The sequence below is a fragment of the Curtobacterium sp. NPDC089689 genome, assembly GCF_044749145.1.
Classification (GTDB): Bacteria; Actinomycetota; Actinomycetes; order Actinomycetales; family Microbacteriaceae; genus Curtobacterium.
Genome location: NZ_JBIVHJ010000001.1, coordinates 1,360,429 through 1,382,826 on the forward strand (window position 1 = coordinate 1,360,429; position 22,398 = coordinate 1,382,826).

Consider the following 22,398-nt stretch of genomic DNA (forward strand, 5'->3'; position numbering starts at 1 on the left):
TGGGAGGGTGCGCGACGACCTGCTCCCCGTGCTCGCCTGCCCCGTCTGCGCCGAGCCGCTCGGCCGTGTCGGCGGACAGGTGGGCTGCGCGGCCGGGCACCGGTTCGACGAGGCCAAGCAGGGACACCTCACGCTCCTCCCCGCCCGCCGTCGAGCCCTGACGGCCGACACCCCGGAGATGGTCGACGCCCGCGTCCGGTTCCTGGGTCGCGGGCACTACGCGCCCGTCGAACGCGCGATCGCCGCGGTGGTCGGAGCATCGACCGCGCCCGGCGTCGTCCTCGACGTCGGGTCCGGGCCCGGGACCTACCTGGCGCATGCGTTGCGCGCGTCGGACGCGAGGCCGGTGGCGGCGTCCGACGCGGCGCCGCGCGTCCGGCTGGGGGTCGCCCTGGACCTCTCGCCGGTCGCGATCCGGCGGGCGGCCCGTGTCCACGAGCGGGTCGGGGCCGTCGTCGGTGACGTGACCGAGCGCCTCCCGGTCGTCGACGGTGCCGCTGCGGTCCTGCTGGACGTGTTCGCGCCGCGCAACCAGGCGGAGTACGCCCGAGTCCTGCACCCCGACGGCGTGCTCGTCGTGGTGACCCCGCGCGTCGGACACCTGGCGGAGCTCGCGGAGGCGACCATCTCGGTCGACCCGGAGAAGGAGCGCCGACTGCACGACTCGTTGTCGCCGTCGTTCGTGCGGCGGTCGTCCGAGGACCTGACGTGGACGATGGACCTCAGCGCCGAGGACGTCCACGACGTGGTGCACATGGGTCCGAGCCACCACCACGTCGCCGCGGACGCGGTGTTCCGACCGACGGTCGTCACGGCTGCGGTGACGATCACCACGTGGGGTCGCTCATGAGCGAACCTCAGGGCATGGTCGTGACCCACACCCGATCGCGCCTCGTCGCCGCCGTCGTGCTGGTCCTCGCCGCCAGCAGCGCGCTGACGGGGTGTACCGCGTCTCCGGAGGGCGCGTTCGGCTGTGTCCCGCGGTTCACGGTGACGCCGGAGCGGGCCGCGGCGGGCGACACGGTGACGTTCGCCACGACGGACGAGTGCGACGTGGACGTGCCCGACGGTGGCTGGCGGATCGCCGTCACCGACCACGGCGCGCACAGCCATGCGGACGTCGCGCGTTCGGACGACCCGTTCGACGGATCGTGGTCCGTGCCCGTCCCGCTGCCCGCGGACCTGGAGCCCGGCGACGCGTCGGTGTCGATCGCGAACTGGGACTACTCGCCGTGCCCCGCGGACGCGAGCTGCCCAGGCCCGTCGCAGAGCTTCACGATCGAGCGCTGAGCGTCACTCGCCCCGGGCTGCCCGCCGACGGGCGGCGTGCGCTCGACCCCGTGCCCGGTCCACCGCGCGCCCGAGCTGCACGAGCAGGAACCCGACACCGACCACGCCCGCGGCGATCGGGGTGACGACGAGTTCCAGGTCGATGCCGGGCGCCCGCCACCAGTCGATCGACCACGCTGCGACGGCCCCGAACAGCAGGACCGCCGCACCGACCCACCAGCCGCGGCCCGGCAGGGTCCAGAAGCCGAACGCCGCGAGGACGACGAGCACCCACGAGCCGAACGGCGCGAAGGACCGGGGGTCGTTCGTTCCGCAGGACGACACCGCGCACTCCCAGACGACGGTGTGCGCGACACCCGCGTACCAGTGGACGAGCAGGCACGCGGCGACGAGGGCGAGCAGTCCGACCGGCGGCCCGGCCCACGGTCGGACGCGGCCGAACCGGGAGCGACGTCGTCGCGCGGCGGTCCACCCCTCGCCGAGCTCGTAGCCGGGCAACGGTCGGTACTCGGGCATCCCCGCACCGTACCCGCTCCGGGTTTCCGTGCAGAAGTGCTCCGGAAAGGCGTCAGCCCTGCGGCCCGGCGACGTCGAGCGCCCAGACGACGCCGAAGCGGTCGCGGAGCTGCCCGGCGAGCGGTGCCCACGCCGACGGTCCGAGCGGCTGCCGCACCTCGGCGCCGTCGAGGAGACCCGCCCAGTACCGCTCGACCTCGGCAGCGTCGTCGCCGTGCACGTACACGTAGAAGGCGTTGCTGCCCTGGTCGTACGGCTGCCCGGGCCAGACGTCGAACGCCATGATGCGGAAGCCGGCCTCGGTCGTCACCTGGCCGAAGACGATCCGGTCGGCCCAAGCGGGCTCGTCGGTGGCGCCCATCGCGCCGTAGGTCATGGACACGACCTCGCCGCCGAAGACGCGGGCGTAGTGGTCGAGGGCCTCGCGGGCCTGTCCGTCGAAGTTGAGGTGGGTCGTGGTCTCGATGCTCATGGGACGAGCATGACCGTCAATGCGGTCAGATCGTGACCGCTTCTCGACGGATACTGGATCCATGCCCGGACCGTCCTCGCGCATGCTCACGCTGCTGTCCCTGCTGCAGGTGCACCGGGACTGGCCGGGCGGTGAGCTCGCCGGCCGCCTCGAGGTCAGCCCGCGGACCCTCCGCCGCGACGTCGACCGCCTCCGCGAGCTCGGGTTCCGCATCGATGCCCTGCGCGGACCGGCCGGCGGCTACCGGCTCGCCGCGGGTGCCGATCTCCCGCCGCTGCTGTTCGACGACGACCAGGCGGTCGCGATCGCAGTGGCACTGGCGGTGGCCCCGGCATCGGGTGCCGACATCGCCGAGGGGGCCGTGCGCGCGCTCGCGACGATCCGGCAGGTGCTGCCCGAGCGGCTCCGGAACCGCGTCGGTGCGGTCGACGTCGTGACCACGGCCGCGCGGACGACCGTCGACCCGGACGTGCTGGTCGAGGTCAGCCGCACGGTGTCCGCGCACGAGGTGCTCCGCTTCGGCTACGGACCGGACGAGCACCCCCGCCGGGTCGAGCCGCACGCCGTGGTCGCGCGGGCCGGCCGCTGGTACCTCCTCGCCTGGGACCCCGCGCGCACGGACTGGCGGACGTTCCGGGTCGACCGCATCACCCCGCGGCCGCCGACGCGGCTGCCGTTCGTGCCGCGGCCGGTGCCCGGAGACGACCCGGCGTCCTTCGTGGCGGCGCGCTTCAAGGGCTCCGCCGTCACGGACGTGTGGCCGTGCACCGGCACCGTCGAGCTGCACTGCGCGGCGAGCGCCGTCGAGCCCTACGTCGACGCGGCGGACGACCTCGTCGCGACCGGCCCGGACCGCTGTCGGCTGACCACCGGTTCGTGGTCGTGGGAGGCGCTGGCGGCTCGGGTCGCGGGCTTCGCCGTGCCGTTCGTGGTGCTGGGTCCTCCGGAACTCCGCTCGGCCACGGCGGTCGTCGCCGACCGCCTCCGCGAGTCGGCCCGTTAGGACCGCGCATGCGTCCGTCAGGACGCCGTCAGGGATCCGTTAGGACCGGCCTGGAGGCGCGACACCGGTCGCACCATCGGTGACGCACCAGGAATGGTGCGGTCCGCGCCGCCCGGTGCCGGGCCCGTGCAACCTACGGAGTCCTCGTGTTCGACGTGTTCGTCGTCGCCGGTGTCCTCGCCGTGTTCGGCGTGGTCGCCCTCATCGCCAAGGGGCTGGAGCGGCTGTGATCGGCATCACCATCGCCGCGGCCGTCCTCGGCGTCGCTGCTGTCGTCTACCTGGTCTGGGCGCTCGTCCGGCCGGAGAAGTTCTGATGAGCGCGGGGGACACCTGGGCGGGCATCGCCCAGGTCGCACTCCTCGTCCTGCTCCTCGTCGTCTGTTACCGCCCGGTCGGTGACTGGATGGTGAGCGTCTACACGCCCGTGCGGCACAGCCGGGTGGAGCGCGGGGCCTACCGGGTCATCGGCGTCGACCCGGACGCCGAGCAGTCCTGGCCCGCGTACCTCCGTGGCGTGCTGCTCTTCAGCGTCGTCGGCCTGCTCGTCGTCTACCTCCTGCAGCGCATCCAGGTCGTGTTGCCGGGTGACCTCGGCCTGCCGAACGTCGGGCCGTCGCTCGCGTTCAACACGGCGGCGTCCTTCGTGGCGAACACGAACTGGCAGTCGTACTCGCCCGAAGCCACCGTCGGGTACTCCGTGCAGGTGGCGGGCCTCGCGGTGCAGAACTTCCTGTCGGCAGCGGTCGGCCTCGCGGTCGCCGTGGCGCTGGTCCGCGGCTTCGCCCGTCGGAAGTCGGGCACGCTCGGCAACGTCTGGGTCGACATCGTGCGCGGCACCGTCCGGCTCCTGCTCCCGGGCGCTTTCGTCTTCGCGATCGTCCTGGTCGCGGGGGGCGTCATCCAGTCGTGGGGCGCCGGCACGGACGTGACCACCCTGGTCGGTGGGACCCAGCACATCCCGGACGGCTTCGTCGCGTCGCAGGAGGCCATCAAGGAGCTCGGCACGAACGGCGGCGGGTACTTCAACGCGAACTCGGCGCACCCGTTCGAGAACCCGCAGGCGTGGACGAACCTCGTCGAGGTCTTCCTCATGCTCGTGATCCCGTTCTCGCTGCCGCGCACGTTCGGCCGCCTCGTCGGTGACGACCGCCAGGGCTACGCGATCCTCGCCGTCATGGGAGCGATCTTCCTCGTGTCGCTCTCGGTGATGTCGATCGCCGAACTCGGGGGAGCCGGCACCGCCACCCACGCGGCCGGAGCGGCGATGGAGGGCAAGGAGATGCGCTTCGGCATCCTCGGCACGACCCTCTTCGGCACGACGTCGACCGCGACCTCGACCGGCGCCGTGAACGGCATGTTCGACAGCTTCACGCCGATCGGCGGGATGATGGCGATGCTCAACATGATGCTCGGCGAGATCAGCCCCGGCGGCGTCGGGTCGGGCCTCTACGGCATGCTCGTCCTCGCCGTGATCACGGTCTTCATCGGTGGTCTGCTCGTCGGACGGACCCCGGAGTACCTCGGCAAGAAGATCCGCGCACGTGAGATGACCTTCGCGGCGCTGTACATCCTCGTCACCCCGACGCTCGTGCTGCTCGCCACCGGACTGTCCCTCGTGATCCCCGGCGTCCGCGAGCAGGTCGTCGGCACGAGCGTCTTCAACCCGGGCAACCACGGCCTGTCCGAGCTCCTCTACGCCTACACGTCCGGCGCGAACAACAACGGCTCGGCGTTCGGCGGGATCACCGCGAACACGACGTGGATGAACTCCTCGCTCGGCGTCGTGATGCTCCTCGGACGCTTCCTGCCGATCGCCCTCGTGCTGGCGCTCGCCGGCTCCCTCGCCCAGCAGGACAAGGTCCCGGCGACCGCCGGCACCCTCCCGACCCACCGGCCGCTGTTCGTCGGCCTCCTCGGTGGCGTGGCGGTCATCGTCACCGCCCTCACCTACTTCCCGGTGCTCGCACTGGGACCCCTCGCAGAAGCGCTCGCACGATGAACGCACCGTCGACGTCCAAGGACCACGCCATGACCACCGCGACCTCCGTGCCGGAGGCGACCACCGCCTCCAGGCCGACCACCTCGTCCGCGTTCGGGCCCCGCCAGCTGGTGGCGGGCCTCCCGGGCGCCCTGCGCAAGCTCGACCCGCGTCTCATGTGGCGCAACCCCGTCATGTTCATCGTCGAGGTGGGCGCAGCCCTCACTACCGTCTCGCTGTTCGTCGAGCCGTCCGCGTTCACGATCGCGATCGCGGTCTGGTTGTGGCTGACCGTCGTGTTCGCGAACCTCGCCGAGTCCGTGGCCGAAGGCCGCGGCAAGGCGCAGGCCGACACCCTCCGCAAGACCCGCTCGACCACGAGCGCCCGCCGGGTCCTCGGGTACGACGCTGCCGACCCGGCCGCCACCGGCAACCAGACCGAGGAGGTCGCGTCCGTCGACCTCGCCAAGGGCGACGTCGTCGTGGTCGTCGCGGGTGAGGTCATCCCTGGTGACGGCGACGTCATCGACGGCATCGCCTCCGTCGACGAGTCCGCGGTCACGGGGGAGTCGGCGCCGGTGATCCGCGAGTCCGGCGGCGACCGCAGTGCCGTCACGGGCGGGACCCGGGTGCTGTCCGACCGGATCGTCGTGCGCATCACCTCGACCCCGGGTGAGACCTTCATCGACCGGATGATCCGGCTCGTCGAGGGTGCTGCCCGGCAGAAGACGCCGAACGAGATCGCGCTGAACATCCTGCTCGCGTCGCTGTCGATCGTGTTCGTGATCGTCTGCCTCACCATGCAGCCCATCGCCGGGCTCGTCGGCGCGACCGTGAGCATCCCGGTGCTCATCGCCCTGCTCGTCTGCCTCATCCCGACCACCATCGGCGCGCTGCTCTCCGCGATCGGCATCGCCGGCATGGACCGTCTCGTGCAGCACAACGTGCTCGCGATGTCCGGCCGTGCGGTCGAGGCCGCCGGGGACATCACGACCCTGCTGCTCGACAAGACCGGCACGATCACGTACGGCAACCGCCAGGCGTCCCGCGTGGTGCCGGTGCCGGGCGTCAGCGAGGCCGACCTGATGGAGGCCTCCGCACTGTCCTCCGCCGCCGACAGCACCCCCGAGGGGCGCTCGATCGTCTCGCTCGCCGAGGCGGCCGGCGTGGCCACCGCACTGCCCGCCGGAGCCGTCGAGGTGCCGTTCACCGCGCAGACGCGCATGTCGGGCCTCGACCTCACCGACGGCACCGAGGTCCGGAAGGGTGCCGCGGCCGCGGTGCTCGCGTGGGCCGGGGCAGCCGACCCGGCCGTCACCGCCGCGATCGACGCCACCGTGGCCGAGGTCTCCGACCAGGGCGGCACCCCGCTCGTCGTCGCCCGTCGCGCGCCCGGTGGTGCCGTCGACCTGCTCGGTGTCGTGCACCTCAAGGACGTCGTGAAGGACGGCATGTCCGCCCGGTTCGCGCAGCTCCGCGAGATGGGCATCCGCACGGTGATGATCACGGGCGACAACCCCCGTACGGCGAAGGCCATCGCGGCCGAGGCCGGCGTCGACGACTTCCTCGCCGAGGCCACCCCGGAGGACAAGCTCGCCCTGATCCGCAAGGAGCAGGAGGGCGGCAACCTCGTCGCGATGACCGGTGACGGCACGAACGACGCCCCGGCCCTGGCGCAGGCGGACGTCGGCGTCGCGATGAACACCGGCACGACGGCGGCGAAGGAGGCGGGCAACATGGTCGACCTCGACTCGGACCCGACCAAGCTCATCGACGTCGTCCGGATCGGCAAGCAGCTGCTCATCACCCGCGGTGCCCTCACCACGTTCTCGATCGCCAACGACGTCGCGAAGTACTTCGCGATCATCCCGGCCATGTTCCAGCTGGCGTTCCCGGGCCTCGCGGCACTGAACATCATGGGGCTGCACAGCCCGTCGTCCGCGATCCTGTCGGCCGTCGTCTTCAACGCGCTCGTCATCGTGGCGCTCATCCCGCTGTCGCTGCGCGGCGTCAAGTACCGCGCCGCCTCGGCCTCGTCGATCCTCGGCCGCAACCTGCTCGTCTACGGGCTCGGCGGCGTGATCGTCCCCTTCATCGGCATCAAGCTGATCGACCTCGTGGTCGGTCTCATCCCGGGGTTCTGACATGTCTCGTTCGTCTTCGTTCCGTTCGATCGGTGTGGCCGTCCGCCTCACCCTCCTCAGCACCGTCGTCCTCGGCGTCGCGTACCCGCTCGCGGTGTGGGGCGTCGGCCAGGCCGCCTTCCACGACCAAGCCAACGGCTCGATGGTCACGAGCTCCGACGGCACGGTCGTCGGGTCGTCGCTCATCGGCCAGTCGTTCGAGGGGTCCGGCTCGGCGCGCTGGTTCCAGTCCCGTCCGAGCGCCGCGGGCGAGCAGGGCTACGACGCGAACGCCTCGAGCGGCTCGAACCTCGGCCCGAACAACCCCGACCTCCTCAAGGCGGTCGAGGAACGTCGTGCCGCGGTGGCGAAGGCCGACGGGGTCGCCGAGTCGTCGGTCCCCGCTGATGCCGTCACCGCGTCCGGCTCCGGCCTCGACCCGGACATCAGCCCCGCGTACGCGATGCAGCAGGTGGCGCGGGTGGCGTCCGCCCGTGGTCTGTCCGAGACGGTGGTGCGGAAGCTCGTCGAGCAGCACACCGAGCCGCGGCAGCTCGGGTTCCTCGGCGAGCCGGTCGTGAACGTGCTCGAGCTGAACCTGGCGCTCACGAAGGCGTCCTGACGACGGTGCCGGTCGCTTCCGCACAACCGAAGTCACCTCGAACCGCGCCGAACCGTGGTGCGGACCGACTTCGATCGTGCGAGGCGCGTCGGCACCACGACCCCGACCACCACCACGACCCCGACCACCACCACCACGACCCCGACGCGAGAGGATGAGCACGTGAAGCGAGGCAAGCTGCGGGTCCTGCTCGGCGCCGCGCCCGGCGTCGGGAAGACGTACACGATGCTCGAGGAAGGACACCGGATGGCCGCCGAGGGCCGGGACGTGGTCGTCGCCGTCGTCGAGACCCACGAGCGCGCCGCCACCGCCGCCCTGGTGCACGGCATCGAGGTCGTGCCCCGGCGGATCGTCGAGCACCGCGGCGTGACCCTCGACGACATGGACCTCGACGCCGTCCTCGCCCGGCGCCCCGACGTCGCCCTCGTCGACGAGCTCGCCCACACCAACGCCCCCGACGGCCGGAACGAGAAGCGCTGGCAGGACGTCGAGGCGCTGCTCGCCGCGGGGATCAGCGTCATCTCGACCGTGAACGTCCAGCACATGCAGTCCCTCGGCGACGTCGTCCGCGAGATCACCGGCACCGTGCAGCGCGAGACCGTCCCCGACGCCGTGGTCCGCGCCGCCGACCAGATCGAGGTCGTCGACCTGTCCCCGGCGGCCCTGCGCGACCGGCTCTCCGACGGTCTCGTGTACCCGGCGGCCCGGATCGACGCTGCGCTCTCGAACTACTTCCGGCTCGGCAACCTCACCGCCCTCCGTGAGATCGCCCTGCTCTGGCTCGCCGACGAGGTCGACGACGCCCTGCGCGCCTACCGCGCCGAGCACGGCATCGACCACCGGTGGGAGGCGCGTGAGCGGGTGCTCGTGGCCCTCACCGGCGGACCCGAGGGCGAGACGCTGCTCCGGCGCGCGGCCCGCATCGCCGCACGCAGCGCCGGCGGCGAGCTCGCCGCGGTGCACGTCACGACGAACGACGGGCTCCGCGTCCGGCACCCCGGCGCCCTCGGGAAGCAGCGGACCCTGCTCGAGCAGCTCGGCGGGACGTACCACCAGGTGGTGGGAGACGACGTCCCGGGGACCCTCGTGCGGTTCGCGAAGTCGATCGACGCCACCCAGATCGTGATCGGGGTCAGCCGGCGGAGTCGCCTCGCGGCAGCACTGACCGGTCCGGGCATCGGGAACACGGTCGTCCGCGAGTCGGGCGACATCGACGTGCACGTCGTCACGCACGAGCGGGCCGGCGGCGGGTTCGCGCTCCCGAAGCTCGGCGGCAGCCTGTCGCGCGGCCGCATCGTCGCCGCGTTCGTCCTCTCGCTCGTGGCGGGGCCACTCCTGACGTGGCTGCTCTCCCTCGGCACGGACCCCGACGCCATCACCGTGGACGTGCTCGCGTACCAGCTGCTCGTGCTCGTCGTGGCGCTCGTCGGCGGTGTGTGGCCCGCGGTGTTCGCCGCCGTGCTCTCCGGACTGAGCCTCGACTTCTTCTTCGTGCAACCCCTCTACATGGTCACCGTCCAGCAGCCCTGGCACCTCGTCGCGCTCGTGATGTACGTCGTCAGCGCCGTGCTCGTGAGCTTCGTCGTCGACCGCTCGGCACGACGCTCGCGCGCTGCCCGCCGTGCCGCCGCCGAGTCCGGACTCCTCGTCGGCATCGCCGGCAGCGTGCTCCGCGGTGACGACGCCCTCCAGGCACTGCTCGACCGCACCCGCGAGGCCTTCGGGTTCGCGGGTGTCCGGATCCGACAGGGCGACGAGGTCCCGGCCACGTCGGGGGAGTTCGGCGACGTCCCGGACGCCACCACGAGCCTCCCGTCCGGCGCCGTCCTGGAGTTCGCTGGCGCACCCGACGACCCGACCCAGCGCCGGCTGCTGCGCGTCGTCGAGCAGCAGCTCGACGCTGCGGTCGAGCACCGCGAACTGACCCGCACGGCGATCGACGCGGAGCGGATCGCCGCGGCGGACCGCGTGCGCAGCGCCATCCTCGCGGCCGTCGGCCACGACGTGCGTCGGCCGATCGCGGCCGCCTCGGCGGCCGTGCAGACCCTCCGCGCCGCGGACATCACCCTGTCCGACGCCGACCGGGAGGCACTGCTCGCGACCGCCGACGAGAGCCTCGGACACCTCGCGGTGCTGTTGGCGGACCTCCTCGACGTCAGCCGCGTGCAGGCGGGAGTGCTCGCCGCCCGGCCCGTTCCCACCGCGCTCGAGACGGTCGTCGCGCCCGCCCTCGACGAGCTCGAACTCGGGCCGGAGGACGTCGACCTCGACCTGCCCGCCGACCTGCCGCCCGTCCTCGCCGACCCCGTGCTGCTCCAGCGCGTCGTCGTGAACCTGCTCGCCAACGCCAGCCGCTACGCCCCCGAGGGCACCCGCGTCCGCGTCGCCGCGAGCGCCTTCGGCGGCGGGGTCGAGCTCCGCGTCGCCGACCACGGTCCCGGCATCCCGGAGGACCGCCGCGGCGAGGTGTTCCAACCGTTCCAGCGGCTCGGCGACACCGACAACGACACCGGACTCGGCCTCGGACTCGCACTCGCCCGCGGGTTCACCGAGGGCATGGGCGGCACCATCGAGGTCGACGACACCCCCGGCGGCGGACTCACCATCGTCGTGCGGCTGCCGATCGCCGGACACGTGGGGGTGTCGGTCCTGTGAGCACCAAGGTCCTCATCGCCGACGACGACGCCCAGCTCGTCCGGGCGCTCGCCGTCACCCTCGCCGCCCGCGGGTACGACGTCGTCACCGCGCGGGACGGCCGGGCCGCGCTCGACGCCGTCATCACCGAACGCCCCGACCTCGTGCTGCTCGACCTCGGCATGCCCCGCCTCGACGGCATCGGCGTGCTCGAGGGCCTCCGCGCCTGGACGCAGGTGCCGGTGCTCGTGCTCTCCGGCCGGACCGACTCGTCCGACAAGGTCGACGCACTCGACGCCGGCGCCGACGACTACGTGACGAAGCCGTTCCAGATGGACGAGCTCCTCGCCCGGCTCCGTGCGCTCGGCCGTCGACAGGCCGCGGTCGCCGCGTCCGCCGGGGGAGCACCGACCGTGGCGATCGGCGACCTCGTCGTCGACCTCGTCGCCAAGCAGGTGACCCCGCCCGCGGGTCCCGCGATCCGCCTCACCCCGACGGAGTGGCGGCTGCTCGAGGTCCTCGTGACGAACCCCGACCGGCTGATGACCCGCGAGATGCTCCTCACCGAGGTGTGGGGACCGTCGCACGGCAACGACTCCGGGTACCTCCGGCTGTACATGGCCCAGCTCCGGCGGAAGCTCGAGCCGGACCCCGCGAACCCGCGCTACCTCGTCACCGAGTCGGGCATGGGGTACCGCTTCAGCCCTGGCCACGCGTGATGGACCTCCGCTGAGTGAACCCGGAGGACGTCGTTGTGGCGCGGGCATAGCAGCGTCCAACCTCACGGTCGCCAGCATCGGAGCACCGGTGTCGACTACAGGCCTTCTCCAACGCGTCGACTCGGTCGTCATTGACCGACATGAAACCTCCGACAGACGCCTCTCTCCGGATCGTGCAGCCGTTCTTCGATTACATTCTCGAAACGGAACAGGGAGCGCCGGATCGAATGTGTTCAATCAGCTGATCTATGTACTGTTCTGCCTTGACGTTATCTAGGAGCTTATTTCGGGGCTCGGCAGGGTGTGCCCACATCACGGCGGTTGCGTGGGAATCGACTCCTGCGGGACGTTCAAGCGCGGCTAACTTGAGGGCTTGGTCATCTTGACCTAGCCGGTGGTGGGCCAAAATGCGATTCCCGATATTGACAAGCGAGTTGCCCTGCCTCATTGTGGCCGCATGGCGCAGCGTCCCAAGTGCTTCGGCGTCATCTTCGGCCATCTGACAGAAGCCAAGATTATTCCAGGCACCGTGATCGGTGGGAAGCATCTTCGTCAATCCCTCAAATATGCCGATGGCATCGCGCCACTCCTCGTTCATGAGCGCATGCTTCGCTGGATCGACGAACAGATCAGGGCGAATCGGCTGTGCGGGGACGTGCTTAGGCCGACGGCTACTGATTGCATCCAGTGCTCGTTCCGCTATCAACGCGCGGTCCATCGGGCGCTCGGCAAGAATCAACGCCGGGCAATCCGAGTCTTCATAGCCGCTGAGATGCCGCCATTCGAGTGTCAGAGAGCTAGACATCCAGTGATCGACGTTAGTTTGAGTGAATCGGTCACTCAGCCACTTAGCCACTTCGTCCCTAGGACGGAGGGGAAAGGCGCCGAATGTGCTTACATGCTCCGGTGCTTCAGAACCCAGTGCGGCTTCGAGGTTCGTCTCGAAAAGATGTGCCAACCAAGACCCGATCCTGTGAAGGGAATCGGGCCTCAATGCATAGCTCAGAAGAGGATCACTCTCAAGGAGGGCGTCGAGCATATCATCGGTGACTGATTCCGATAGGAGCGGACCTAGAATGCTGCGTGCAAACGCTGTCGTAGACACCCGTCGTTGGGGCTTGTCCGCTCCTAACCTCTTGTGCCAGGAGTCGGAGGCCGCGCCGAGTACACCTGTCCAATCCGCTTGCAACTTTGATTTCAGACCATCGCGCAAATGGACACCGGAACCGAAGGGAGTGACGCCGCGCTCGACAAGAATCGGAGTCACTACAGAAAGAGCTACGGTCACGGCAAACCCATCTACCAATCCGCCGGTGGCTATCCGTTCGATCGGAAATTGCCTTCGTTCCAATTCCCCCCAATAGGCAAGGCCTTCACCAGTATTTGAGGAGCCCTGGAATGCTCCACCAGTGATTAGGTCGCGCAAACCGAGCAGCAGAGAAGTTGTTGGTTGCGCGAATAGCTCGAGACCCTTGTGTTGCAGACGGATCTCTGCCGCATCGAAGCTTTGCTCGCCGGCCAGCACTCGGCCTGGTAACTCCCGCCCCAGGAGCACGAGTCCACCGACGTTTTTCGCGCGCACCCTCCTGGGAGCTGCTCCGCGCGCCTGTGCGATGTCTCGACATTCCTCGCCGCAGGACGGCCTTCCATCCTGTATCGAGAAGAATGGGCAGGAAGGAGTGAGATTAGGCAGGGTGCAAGAGTCCGAATAGGAGATCAACGCATCTAGAAGGATGCGTTGTTCCTTGTCTTTGTCGTCGTTCATCGTGAATACTTTTAAGGATGGGGCGTGATTGCAACGATTGTAATAATTCCTGCGCCGGGACCGTAATGCCAGAAGATTCGCCAAGCTGAGGGGGTGTTGTTCTCAACATACGAGTCCCACACTTCCTCGTCATCCGAACCCTTCAGGGACGAATATTTGTGTGAGTTGAGCGAGGGATATCTTGGGTCCACTTCGAGCCGTGCTAGGGCTCTACGAACTTTCTTCAAACGCACTTTGTCTGACGCGCCTGATAGCGAGTCGAGGTTATCCCTCGCTTCCTGCGTGAATCGCAGCGAAAATGCCATCAGTAGGTCTTTTCTTCGTCTTCGTCTTCGTCGAGATCGGCAGCGAACGAACCTAGGTCGAACGTCTCCCCTTGTGCGCTCTGTGCCAATCCGCGAGCCAGTGAGCTTCTCACGAGCTCGTTTTCCCAGACTAGGAGCTCGCGCTTGGGTACGGAGACGAGCGGAGTAAGCAGAATCGAGCCATCGTCGTTTACTGCGACAGCGTACCGGTCATCTCGGCGAACGCCAGCCTTACCCGCTGGGATGCGGGCGCGGTCGTCAGCGACAACTTCGCCGACTGGCTTGAACCCCGTGTGGTTGTCCATAAGTCCTCCGTGTGGGTGCAGCCCCGATGGGGCAGTGCCCCATTTAAGCAGTTCACGATGTGTGCCGCCTGTCCGCCAAAAGGGGGACATCAGGCGGCGGGTGGTGTCGGGCAGCGTCTGCTGCCCGGAAACCACGTGTCGTCACGTGCGATCTGGTAACGCTTTCCGGCGCACGAGGCAGCTCGCCCAGGAGGTGGCGTGGAGCCGCCCGCTGTAGCGTCCCCTCGTGACGATCGAGCTGCGCCGGGTGACCGCCGAGGACTGGGCAACGTGGCGCCCGGTCCGGCTCGCGGCGCTCGCCGATGCCCCGGACGCGTTCGGCTCACGACTCGACGACTGGCGGGACGCTCCGGAGCACCGCTGGCGGACCCGGCTCTCGCTCCCGGGAGCGATCGACCTCCTGGCGGTCGACACGGACAGCGGCGACGGTCGAGCGATCGGGATGGCGAGCGGGGTCCCGGACGCCGACGACCCGCACCGCGCCGAGCTCATCTCGATGTGGGTCCAACCGGTGGCCCGTCGCCGCGGGGTCGCCCGTCTGCTGATCGACGCCGTCGCGGACTGGGCGGCCGAGTGCGGCTCACACGAACTCGTGCTCTCCGTGATGCCCGACAACCGCGACGCGCAGGAGACCTACGCCCGCACCGGGTTCTCGGTGACGGACGAGCCGGGGGACGTGCTGCCGGACGGCCGGCGCGAACTCGTCGTGCGACGCGACCTGGAGGAACGATCGTGAACCGAGCACTGCGCATCACCGCGTGGATCGTCGCAGCCGTGGTGCTGGTCGCCGTGGTGTTCCTCGTGTACGCCAACATCGTCATGCAGGGGACCCGGAGCGCCGCGCTGCAGGTCTGGCGTGACGACCGGGTCGCCGTCCGTGACGCCGGCGACTCGATCGTGATGACGCCGACCGGGCAGGCCGACGGCAAGGGGATCGTGTTCATCCCCGGCGCGAAGGTCGACCCGTACGCGTACATGGCGACGTTCCGGCAGGTGGTCGCGACCGGGACGACGGTGGTGATCACGAAACCGACGCTCAACCTCGCCTTCTTCGACACCCGGCCGCTCTCGACGTTCGAGGCGCACGCCCCGGAGGTCACGACGTGGGCCGTCGGCGGACACTCCCTCGGCGGTGTCCGCGCCTGCCAGCTCGCGAAGGACGCCGACGGGCTGCTGCTCCTCGGGAGCTACTGCGCGAACGACATCAGCCGCTCGTACATCCAGGTCCTCAGCGTCTCCGGCTCGCGTGACGGGCTGTCCACCCCGGCGAAGGTCGACGCGGCCCGGCACTTCCTGCCGTCCACCGCCACGATGGTCGAGGTCCAGGGCTCGAACCACGCGGAGTTCGGCGCGTACGGCGATCAGCCCGGTGACCGTACGGCGACGATCTCCCCGGCCGAGGCCCGCGGCGAGATCAGCGCGGCGGTCGAACGGTGGGTGGCGCGCACTGCCCCCGGGGACCGACCTGCGCTGACGGCCATCCGCACCGCGTCGACGGCGAGCGGCGGCACCAGCCCGACCGCTTCGACGTCCGCGATCGGCACCCACGCCGGCCGGTAGCGGTTCGTCGGCGAAGCGCCGGCTCGCTCCGGCGCGTCGGTCGCCAGCGCGGGCACACCCGGTCCGGCCTCGACGTGGAGGTACACGGCGGGCGCAGTGCGGTCGAGGCCGACCGGTAGGAGGGCGACCACCTCGCCGTCGAGTCCGGTCTCCTCGCGGAGCTCGCGGAGACAAGCCCGCTGCGGGGTCTCGCCTTGCTCGACGCCCCCGCCGGGCAGGACGGCGTAGCGCCGTCCGTCGCGCTCGCGGAGGACGACGAGCACCCGGCCGTCGCGGACCGCGACGGCGGCCGCGCGGAGGCGGAGCGGACCTGGAGCAGACACGTCGTCACCGTACGCCGCGTCGAGGAGGTGAGCCGTGCCTCCCGGCCGATGACTCGCCCTGGCGACTGCAGCCGGTGGCTGGCAGCATCGGCGCATGGCGTTCCTCGTCCTCCTCAACGGCATCCCGGCGAGCGGCAAGTCGACGGTCGCCCGCGCGTGGGCCGAGCGGCACGCTCCGGACCTACCGGTGGCGTTCGACATCGACGTCCTGCGCGCCATGATCGGCGGGTGGCGGACGGCACTGCGTCCTGCCGGGGAGGCCGCGCGGGTCATGGCCACGGCGGCGATCGGGGCACACCTGCGGTCCGGCCGGGACGTGATCATTCCCCAGTACGCCCGCCGGGCCGACTTCGTCGACGACCTCGCCGCGCTCGCCACCGACTCGGGAGCGGTGTTCGTGGAGCTCGCGTTGCGCGCCGACGCGGCGGAGGCGGACCGTCGCTTCGCGACGCGGGCTGCGGAGGGACCGAGCGTGCACGGTGACCTCGGCGGCGACCGGATGGTGGACGTGCACGTCGGACTGGAGGCATTCCTCGCCACCCGTACCCGCGTCCAGCGGGTGGGCGGTCCGGACCAGGGCGTCCCGGACGTCGTCGACGAGATCGACGCGGTCCTCGCCGCGGTGGCGGCGGGCTCCGTCAACGGGTGACGTCGGTCTCACGGGTGTGCGACGAGCGCCGTCGCGTTGCCCGTGCGATGAAGTACAGCACGACGCCGACGGCGAGCAGCAGTGCGGCGTACAGCCACACCTGCCCGCTCTGCTGCGTGAGCAGCAGCACGCACGACGCGACGCCGAGCACCGGGACGAACGTCCACACCCGGAAGTGGTCGTGCTCCACGCGGTCGCGGCGGAGGACGAGGACGGCGACGTTCGTGCTGATGAAGACGAACAGGAGCAGGAGCACGACGGTCTCGGCGAGGGTGCCGACGTCACCGACGAGGGTGAGGAGCATCGCCACGACGGTGGTCGCGACGATGGCGGTCCACGGGGTCCCCCGGTTCGGGAGGACCTTCGCCAGCACGGCGGGCAGGAGTCGCTGCTCGGCCATGCCGTACGTGACGCGGCTCGCCATGATCATCGTGAGCAGGGCGCCGTTCGCCACCGCGACGAGGGCGATCAGGCTGAACACCCAGTCCGGGATCGGGACGCCCGAGGCCGAGACCACGGCGAGGAGCGGACCGGACGAACCCTCCAACTCGGAGGCGGGCAGCGCGATCGCGCTGGCGAGTCCGACGAGCACGTAGACGACGCCGGCGGTCGCGAGGGCGCCGAACAGGGCGTTCGGGTAGACACGGCGGGGTTCGCGGACCTCCTCGGCGACGTTGGCGCTCGTCTCGAAGCCGACGAACGAGTAGTAGGCGACGATGGCGGCGCTCAGGGTCGCGAGCGCCGGGTTCGCGTCCGCCGGGAACGCCCCGACGCGGCTCACGTCGCCGCCTCCGGCGCCGAGCATCACGGCCACGACGACGATCACGATGACGAGGCCCGACACCTCGATGATCGTCATGACGACGTTGCTCTTCAGTGAGTCCGAGATGCCGCGGGCGTTGAGGCAGGCGATGAGCGCGAGGAAGACGATCGCGGTCGGCACGGGTGGCAGGTCGACGAACGTGCCGAGGTAGTCGCCCGCGAACGCGAGGGACAGCCCGGCGGCGCTCGTGACCCCGGCGGCGAGCATGCTGAACCCGACGAGGAACGACACGAGGGGCACCTTGTACGCCCGCTCGGCGAACACCGCTGCGCCGCCGGCCTTCGGGTACTTCGTGACGAGCTCGGCGTAGGAGCCCGCCGTGAGCAGGGCCAGCAGCAGGGCGAGGACGAGCGGTGCCCAGAGCGCCCCACCGACGTCCTCCGACAGCGTCCCCATCAGGGCGTAGATGCCGGCGCCGAGGACGTCGCCGAGGATGAACAGGTAGAGGAGCGGGCCGGTGATCGCCTGGTGGAGCTTCGACTCCGGCTGTCCCGGAGCTGAGCGTTCGGCGGTGTCGCTGGTCATGGTGGTGCCTTCCGTCCCCGTCAGGGTGTCCGAGTGCTCCCGAGCGGCCTCACCGGTCCGTCCGCATCGCGCGGAGCCCTGCACACTCCGCTCTCGGTGAACTCTCTCCACACATCGGCGTCGCGCCTGAGTGCACCGGCGGGAGCGGTCCTAGAGTGGGCGCATGACCGCACCGGACCGGCCCACCCCCGCCCGCCTCGCGGATCAGCGCGCGCTGCTGTTCGACCTGGACGGCGTCCTCACGCCGACCGCCGAGGTGCACATGCGCGCGTGGAGCCGCCTGTTCACGCCGTACCTCGCCGCGCACGGCGTCGCGCCGTACACCGAGCAGGACTACTTCGACCACATCGACGGCAAGCCCCGCTACGACGGGGTCCGGTCGCTGCTCGCGTCGCGCGGCATCGACCTGCCGGAGGGCACCCCCGACGACGACCCGTCGGCCGACACGGTCTGCGGCCTCGGCAACCGGAAGAACGCCGAGTTCACGGCCGAGCTGGACGAGCACGGGGTCGAGCCGTACCCGGGCTCGCACCGGTTCCTCGTCGCCGCCATCGACGCCGGCTACTCGGTCGCCGTCGTGTCGAGCTCGGCGAACGCGGTGTCGGTGCTCCGCACGGCGGGCATCCTCGAACGCTTCCCGGTGATCGTCGACGGCCTCGTCGCCCGGCAGGACGCGCTCGAGGGCAAGCCCGCGCCGGACACCTACCTCGACGCCGCGAGCCGCTTCGGACTCACCGCGGCCGAGTGCGTGGTCGTCGAGGACGCCACGAGCGGGGTCGAGGCCGGCCGCAACGGCGGCTTCGGACTCGTCATCGGCGTCGACCGCGGAGCCGGCGCGGACGCACTGCGCGCCCACGGTGCCGACGTCGTCGTGCAGGACCTCGCCGACCTCGTCGACGACCTCCGCCCCGTCCCCACCCCCGCGACCTGACGGACGGCGGCCGTTCCCGGGCCGCCACGACCCGCCCCCACACCTCCCTCCCCCACGGAGCAGCATGAACCCCATCACCTCGGACCCGCTCGACCGCGTCCGCTACCCGATCGACGAGTGGGCGCTCGTCGAGACCGAGTACACGCCGGACGAGCAGGGCGTGGCAGAGACGAACTTCGCGGTCGGCAACGGCTACCTGGGCCTCCGCGGCAACCTCGACGAGGGCCGTGGCGGCGTCCAGTACGGCACGTACGTCAACGGGTTCCACGAGACCTGGCCCATCCGGCACGCCGAGGACGCCTTCGGCTTCGCGAAGACCGGGCAGACGATCATCAACGCGCCCGACGCCAAGGTGATCCGGCTCTACGTCGACGACGAGCCGCTCGTCCTGGCCGAGGCCGACATCCTCCGGCACACGCGCCGCCTCGAGTTCCGTGGCGGCTACCTGTTCCGTGAGACCGAGTGGTCGACACCGTCGGGCAAGCGCGTCCTCATCCGGTCGCGCCGCCTCGTGTCGTTCACCGACCGGCACCTCGCCGTCATCGACTACGAGGTCACCGTCCTCGACGCCGACGCCTCGATCCTCCTCTCCAGCCAGATCCTCAACCGGCAGGACGTCCAGGACGAGTACCACGCGGGCATGCGCGCCGCCGCGAACGCCTTCGACCCGCGCAAGGCCGAGGCGTTCACCGAGCGCGTGCTCGAACCGAAGCTCAAGCGCAGCACGGGTGCGCGGTCGCTCCTCGGCTACCAGGCCGCGAGCTCCGGCATGACGATCTGCGTGGGCGTCGAGCACCACCTCGAGACCGACAACTCGTGGGACGAGTCGTCGTCGATCGAGGACGACCTCGCGAAGCACGTGTACCGGGTGCAGGCGCGGGCCGGCGTCCCGATCCGCCTCGTGAAGAGCATCGTCTACCACACGTCCCGCGGCGTCCCCGCGCGCGAACTCGCCGACCGCTGCGACCGCACGCTCGACCGTGCCCACGCCGAGACCGTCGACGACGTGTTCGCCACGCAGCGCGCCTGGATGGACGACTACTGGGCACGGAGCGACGTCGAGATCCCCGGCAAGCCCGACGTGCAGCAGGCCGTTCGTTGGAACCTCTTCATGCTCGCGCAGGCGACGGCCCGCACGGACGGGCACGGCATCGCCGCGAAGGGCGTCACCGGGTCCGGGTACGGCGGTCACTACTTCTGGGACATGGAGATCTACGTCCTGCCGTTCCTGTCGTACACGGCACCGATCGTCGCGCGGAACGCTCTCCGCTTCCGTTACAACATGCTCGACGCCGCCCGCTCCCGGGCGCGCGAGCTGAACCAGCACGGGGCGCTCTTCCCGTGGCGGACGATCAACGGCGAGGAGTCCTCGGCCTACTACGCCGCCGGCACCGCGCAGTACCACATCGACGCGGACATCGCCCACGCCCTCATGCAGTACGTGCGAGCCTCCGGTGACAAGGAGTTCCTCAAGCGCGGCGCGATCGACATCCTCGTCGAGACCGCTCGGCTGTGGGAGGACCTCGGGTTCTGGCGGTCGAACGGCGACAAGAAGTTCCACATCGACGGCGTCACCGGGCCGGACGAGTACACGACCGTGGTCGATGACAACCTCTACACGAACGTCATGGCCCGGGCGAACCTCTGGTCCGCCGTGCAGGCCTGCCGTGAGCTCGCCGTCGACGACCCGGAGGAGTACGGCCGCATGGTCCGGCGCACCGGGCTCCAGGAGGACGAGGTCCAGGGCTGGGAGCACGCCGCCGAGTCGATGGAGATCCCCTTCGACCCGCACCGCGGCATCCACCCGCAGGACGCCCAGTTCCTCGACAAGGAGCTCTGGGACCTCGAGAACACGCCGGAGTCGAAGCGGCCGCTGCTGCTGCACTACCACCCGCTCGTCATCTACCGGTTCCAGGTGCTCAAGCAGGCCGACGTCGTGCTCGCGCTGTTCCTGCAGGGCCACGAGTTCACCGCGGCGGAGAAGCGTCGCGACTTCGACTACTACGACGCGCTGACCACGGGCGACTCGACCCTGTCCGCCGTGGTGCAGTCGATCATGGCGGCCGAGGTCGGCTACTGCGAGCTCGCCGAGCAGTACTTCCAGACCGCCCTGTACGTCGACCTGGCGGACCTCCACGGCAACACGGCGGACGGTGTGCACATCGCGTCGACGGGCGGCATCTGGGGAGCGCTCGTCAACGGGTTCAGCGGCATGCGGGACCACGGCGGGCGCATGACGTTCAACCCTCGGCTGCCGCGGACGTGGGAGCGCATCACCTACCGGCTCAACGTGCGGGGCTCCCGGGTGAAGGTCGACCTCGAGCAGGACACGCTGACGTTCACCGTCGAGCAGGGCGAGGGCCTCACGGTGTGGGTGCACAACCAGCAGTGGGACCTCTCCGCCGCGGAGCCCACGGTCGTGCCGTTGCCGCACCAGGGGCCGCGGATGACCGGTCGGGCGCCGACGACGAGCGACATCCAGGGCACGCTGCGTGCGGACGGGTCGGTCATCACGGCATCGATCCCGACGATCTCGCTCGAGCGGCAGTTCGAGGTGGACGAGACGACCGCGTAGCACCGGCGGTCGGCCTGGAGGCCCGGGGCGCGTCCGCCGTGCGGGCGCGCGTCAGCGGGTGGTCACCACCAGTTCCACCTTCGCCCGATCGGCGTCCTCGAGGAACGCCGCGTGGTGGTCCGGTCCGCCGGCGTACGGGTGCCGGTCGGCGTAGAGGTGCGTCCACCCGTGCGCCGGGGCCGCGTGCCAGAGGCGGTCGACGTCGGCCGGGGTGCCGGCGTGGAACGCCAGGTGGCTCAGGCCGGGTCGGCGCCGGTCGTGGGTGCCGTCGAGCGGTGCCGCCTCGAGGACGACGTACGTGCCGCCCGCGATCCAGCTCCGTCCGCGGTCCCACCGCTGGTACGGCTCGTACCCGAGCTCGCCGAGCAGCCACCCCCACGTCGGCACGGCTCGATCGAGGTCGGCGACACGCAGCTCGACGTGGTGCAGCGCACCACGTCGGGCGCCGTCGGGGACGCGGGTCACAGGAGCTTCCGGAGCGTGTTCGTGTTCCGCGTCGTGGTCGTGCGCTTGAACCGCGCCGCTGCCGCACGCTTCGCGAAGGCCGTGTCCGTGCTCGACCCCTTCGGGCACGACCAGTACACGACGCCGTCGCCCCGGGCGACCCGTTCCACCGGATCGTCGGGCGTGCGGTCGGCCAGCAGGTCGTCGAGGGCCGCTGTCTCCGACGCGAAGACGACGTAGTCGTGCCGGTCGGGCGCGGAGGGGAAGGGGAACCCGTCGACGATGCCCGCCAGGTCGTCGTGCCGGAGCAGCACGATCCAGGCGTCGTACCCGAAGCGGTCCCGGAGCGCGTGCTCGACACCGGCCTTGATCGCGGTCGCGTCGCCGGTCGCGGTGAAGACGACGTTGCCGGAGGCGAGCACCGTTCGGACGTCCTCGTGGCCGAGCCCGCGGAACGTCTCGGCGAGGTCCGCGCTCCGGATGGTGATGCCGTTCACGTTGACGCCACGGAGCAGCGCGATCCACCTGGTCATGTCCGGACCGTAGCGCGCCGTCGCGGTCACGTCCACGTCCGGGCCACACCCCAGCCGCCGCCCTCGGGCACGATGTCGACGACGAGCGTCTCGCCGTCCTCCGCGGTCGCCTGGAAGCGCCACCCGACGGTCCGCTCGGGAGCGTGCGTGATCGCCGTCGGCAGCTCCGCCCGCGTGACGGTGAGCCGTGTCGGTGTGTCCGTGACCCGCCAGCGACGGCCGGACCACACCAGCCGATCGGGCACGCCGGCGGTCCACCAGACCGTCGCTGCCGTGTCGATGATCACCACGATGACCTCCT

22 protein-coding genes and 1 pseudogene are annotated in these 22,398 nt (G+C 70.5%); 14 read left to right on the top strand and 9 right to left on the bottom strand.

From position 1 onward, the window contains the following. Positions 1 to 7: 7 nt before the first annotated feature. Together ACIPYW_RS06660 and ACIPYW_RS06665 are read left to right on the top strand one after the other, a co-directional pair. On the top strand, positions 8 to 850 hold the full coding sequence (locus tag ACIPYW_RS06660) for a putative RNA methyltransferase (protein ID WP_400411985.1): 843 nt from the start codon (positions 8 to 10) through the stop codon (positions 848 to 850). Next, positions 847 to 1,290, top strand: a complete 444-nt coding sequence (locus tag ACIPYW_RS06665; RefSeq protein ID WP_400411988.1) for a hypothetical protein — start codon at positions 847 to 849, stop codon at positions 1,288 to 1,290. The genes ACIPYW_RS06660 and ACIPYW_RS06665 overlap by 4 nt, the downstream gene beginning before the upstream one ends. Positions 1,291 to 1,293: 3 nt before the next feature. Here the strand turns inward: ACIPYW_RS06665 and ACIPYW_RS06670 are convergent, their stop codons facing one another. Further along, the gene (locus ACIPYW_RS06670; protein ID WP_400411989.1) at positions 1,294 to 1,806 is read right to left on the bottom strand and encodes a hypothetical protein; all 513 of its coding nucleotides are present in this window, start codon (positions 1,804 to 1,806) and stop codon (positions 1,294 to 1,296) included. Between the two features lie 52 nt (positions 1,807 to 1,858). Continuing rightward, positions 1,859 to 2,278 carry a VOC family protein gene (locus tag ACIPYW_RS06675; RefSeq protein WP_400411991.1) on the bottom strand — a complete coding sequence of 140 codons (420 nt, stop codon included), beginning with the start codon at positions 2,276 to 2,278 and terminating at the stop codon, positions 1,859 to 1,861. A 61-nt stretch (positions 2,279 to 2,339) separates the two neighbouring features. Between ACIPYW_RS06675 and ACIPYW_RS06680 the strand changes: the two genes are divergently transcribed. The 7 genes from ACIPYW_RS06680 to ACIPYW_RS06710 all read left to right on the top strand — a co-directional run bounded on the left by ACIPYW_RS06680 (position 2,340) and on the right by ACIPYW_RS06710 (position 11,359). After that, positions 2,340 to 3,281: a helix-turn-helix transcriptional regulator gene (locus tag ACIPYW_RS06680; protein WP_400411994.1), complete on the top strand. Its 942-nt coding sequence runs from the start codon at positions 2,340 to 2,342 to the stop codon at positions 3,279 to 3,281. 226 nt (positions 3,282 to 3,507) lie between these two features. Next, positions 3,508 to 3,597, top strand: a complete 90-nt coding sequence (gene kdpF, locus ACIPYW_RS06685; RefSeq protein ID WP_042724093.1) for a K(+)-transporting ATPase subunit F — start codon at positions 3,508 to 3,510, stop codon at positions 3,595 to 3,597. Continuing rightward, entirely contained in the window at positions 3,597 to 5,282 is a 1,686-nt protein-coding gene (kdpA, locus tag ACIPYW_RS06690; RefSeq protein WP_400411997.1) for a potassium-transporting ATPase subunit KdpA, read from the top strand. Before kdpF ends, kdpA begins: the two co-directional genes overlap by 1 nt. 29 nt (positions 5,283 to 5,311) lie before the next feature. After that, a complete protein-coding gene (kdpB, locus tag ACIPYW_RS06695; protein ID WP_400412000.1) occupies positions 5,312 to 7,405 on the top strand; it encodes a potassium-transporting ATPase subunit KdpB in 2,094 nt (697 codons plus the stop codon). 1 nt (position 7,406) lies between these two features. Continuing rightward, complete coding sequence (gene kdpC, locus ACIPYW_RS06700; RefSeq protein ID WP_400412001.1) at positions 7,407 to 8,006, top strand: potassium-transporting ATPase subunit KdpC; 600 nt, start codon at positions 7,407 to 7,409, stop codon at positions 8,004 to 8,006. A gap of 162 nt (positions 8,007 to 8,168) precedes the next feature. After that, positions 8,169 to 10,661 carry an ATP-binding protein gene (locus tag ACIPYW_RS06705; protein ID WP_400412003.1) on the top strand — a complete coding sequence of 831 codons (2,493 nt, stop codon included), beginning with the start codon at positions 8,169 to 8,171 and terminating at the stop codon, positions 10,659 to 10,661. Further along, on the top strand, positions 10,658 to 11,359 hold the full coding sequence (locus tag ACIPYW_RS06710; RefSeq protein WP_400412006.1) for a response regulator: 702 nt from the start codon (positions 10,658 to 10,660) through the stop codon (positions 11,357 to 11,359). The genes ACIPYW_RS06705 and ACIPYW_RS06710 overlap by 4 nt, the downstream gene beginning before the upstream one ends. 190 nt (positions 11,360 to 11,549) lie before the next feature. Here ACIPYW_RS06710 and ACIPYW_RS06715 read toward each other — a convergent pair whose 3' ends face one another. Together ACIPYW_RS06715 and ACIPYW_RS06720 are read right to left on the bottom strand one after the other, a co-directional pair. Next, the gene (locus ACIPYW_RS06715) at positions 11,550 to 13,124 is read right to left on the bottom strand and encodes a tetratricopeptide repeat protein (protein WP_400412008.1); all 1,575 of its coding nucleotides are present in this window, start codon (positions 13,122 to 13,124) and stop codon (positions 11,550 to 11,552) included. Positions 13,125 to 13,428: 304 nt separating this feature from the next. After that, a complete protein-coding gene (locus tag ACIPYW_RS06720; RefSeq protein WP_400412011.1) occupies positions 13,429 to 13,734 on the bottom strand; it encodes a hypothetical protein in 306 nt (101 codons plus the stop codon). Positions 13,735 to 13,960: 226 nt separating this feature from the next. Between ACIPYW_RS06720 and ACIPYW_RS06725 the strand changes: the two genes are divergently transcribed. After that, positions 13,961 to 14,470: a GNAT family N-acetyltransferase gene (locus ACIPYW_RS06725; protein WP_400412013.1), complete on the top strand. Its 510-nt coding sequence runs from the start codon at positions 13,961 to 13,963 to the stop codon at positions 14,468 to 14,470. Then, a complete protein-coding gene (locus tag ACIPYW_RS06730; RefSeq protein ID WP_400412015.1) occupies positions 14,467 to 15,294 on the top strand; it encodes an alpha/beta hydrolase in 828 nt (275 codons plus the stop codon). The genes ACIPYW_RS06725 and ACIPYW_RS06730 overlap by 4 nt, the downstream gene beginning before the upstream one ends. An 86-nt stretch (positions 15,295 to 15,380) precedes the next feature. On the opposite strand, the pseudogene ACIPYW_RS06735 reads toward ACIPYW_RS06730, so the two are convergent. Further along, a pseudogene (locus ACIPYW_RS06735) lies at positions 15,381 to 15,818 on the bottom strand (NUDIX hydrolase); the annotation flags it as partial. On the opposite strand from ACIPYW_RS06735, the gene ACIPYW_RS06740 reads away from it, so the two are divergent. Next, the gene (locus tag ACIPYW_RS06740; RefSeq protein ID WP_400412017.1) at positions 15,712 to 16,266 is read left to right on the top strand and encodes an AAA family ATPase; all 555 of its coding nucleotides are present in this window, start codon (positions 15,712 to 15,714) and stop codon (positions 16,264 to 16,266) included. The pseudogene ACIPYW_RS06735 and the gene ACIPYW_RS06740 overlap by 107 nt on opposite strands. On the opposite strand, the gene ACIPYW_RS06745 is transcribed toward ACIPYW_RS06740, so the two are convergent. Further along, entirely contained in the window at positions 16,256 to 17,614 is a 1,359-nt protein-coding gene (locus ACIPYW_RS06745; protein ID WP_400412019.1) for an APC family permease, read from the bottom strand. The two genes, ACIPYW_RS06740 and ACIPYW_RS06745, sit on opposite strands and share 11 nt — an antisense overlap. A 163-nt stretch (positions 17,615 to 17,777) precedes the next feature. On the opposite strand from ACIPYW_RS06745, the gene ACIPYW_RS06750 reads away from it, so the two are divergent. Both ACIPYW_RS06750 and ACIPYW_RS06755 read left to right on the top strand, forming a co-directional pair. Next, positions 17,778 to 18,545 carry an HAD family hydrolase gene (locus ACIPYW_RS06750; protein WP_400412021.1) on the top strand — a complete coding sequence of 256 codons (768 nt, stop codon included), beginning with the start codon at positions 17,778 to 17,780 and terminating at the stop codon, positions 18,543 to 18,545. Between the two features lie 64 nt (positions 18,546 to 18,609). Continuing rightward, the gene (locus tag ACIPYW_RS06755; RefSeq protein WP_400412022.1) at positions 18,610 to 21,120 is read left to right on the top strand and encodes a glycoside hydrolase family 65 protein; all 2,511 of its coding nucleotides are present in this window, start codon (positions 18,610 to 18,612) and stop codon (positions 21,118 to 21,120) included. A gap of 51 nt (positions 21,121 to 21,171) precedes the next feature. Here the strand turns inward: ACIPYW_RS06755 and ACIPYW_RS06760 are convergent, their stop codons facing one another. Genes ACIPYW_RS06760 through ACIPYW_RS06770 form a run of 3 tightly spaced genes read right to left on the bottom strand, consistent with a single transcriptional unit; the run spans position 21,172 to position 22,387 of the window. Beyond that, positions 21,172 to 21,585 carry a VOC family protein gene (locus ACIPYW_RS06760; RefSeq protein WP_400412024.1) on the bottom strand — a complete coding sequence of 138 codons (414 nt, stop codon included), beginning with the start codon at positions 21,583 to 21,585 and terminating at the stop codon, positions 21,172 to 21,174. Beyond that, positions 21,582 to 22,097 carry a DUF1697 domain-containing protein gene (locus ACIPYW_RS06765; RefSeq protein WP_400412026.1) on the bottom strand — a complete coding sequence of 172 codons (516 nt, stop codon included), beginning with the start codon at positions 22,095 to 22,097 and terminating at the stop codon, positions 21,582 to 21,584. The genes ACIPYW_RS06760 and ACIPYW_RS06765 overlap by 4 nt, the downstream gene beginning before the upstream one ends. Before the next feature lie 26 nt (positions 22,098 to 22,123). Continuing rightward, positions 22,124 to 22,387: a hypothetical protein gene (locus ACIPYW_RS06770; RefSeq protein WP_290133498.1), complete on the bottom strand. Its 264-nt coding sequence runs from the start codon at positions 22,385 to 22,387 to the stop codon at positions 22,124 to 22,126. Positions 22,388 to 22,398: the final 11 nt, after the last annotated feature.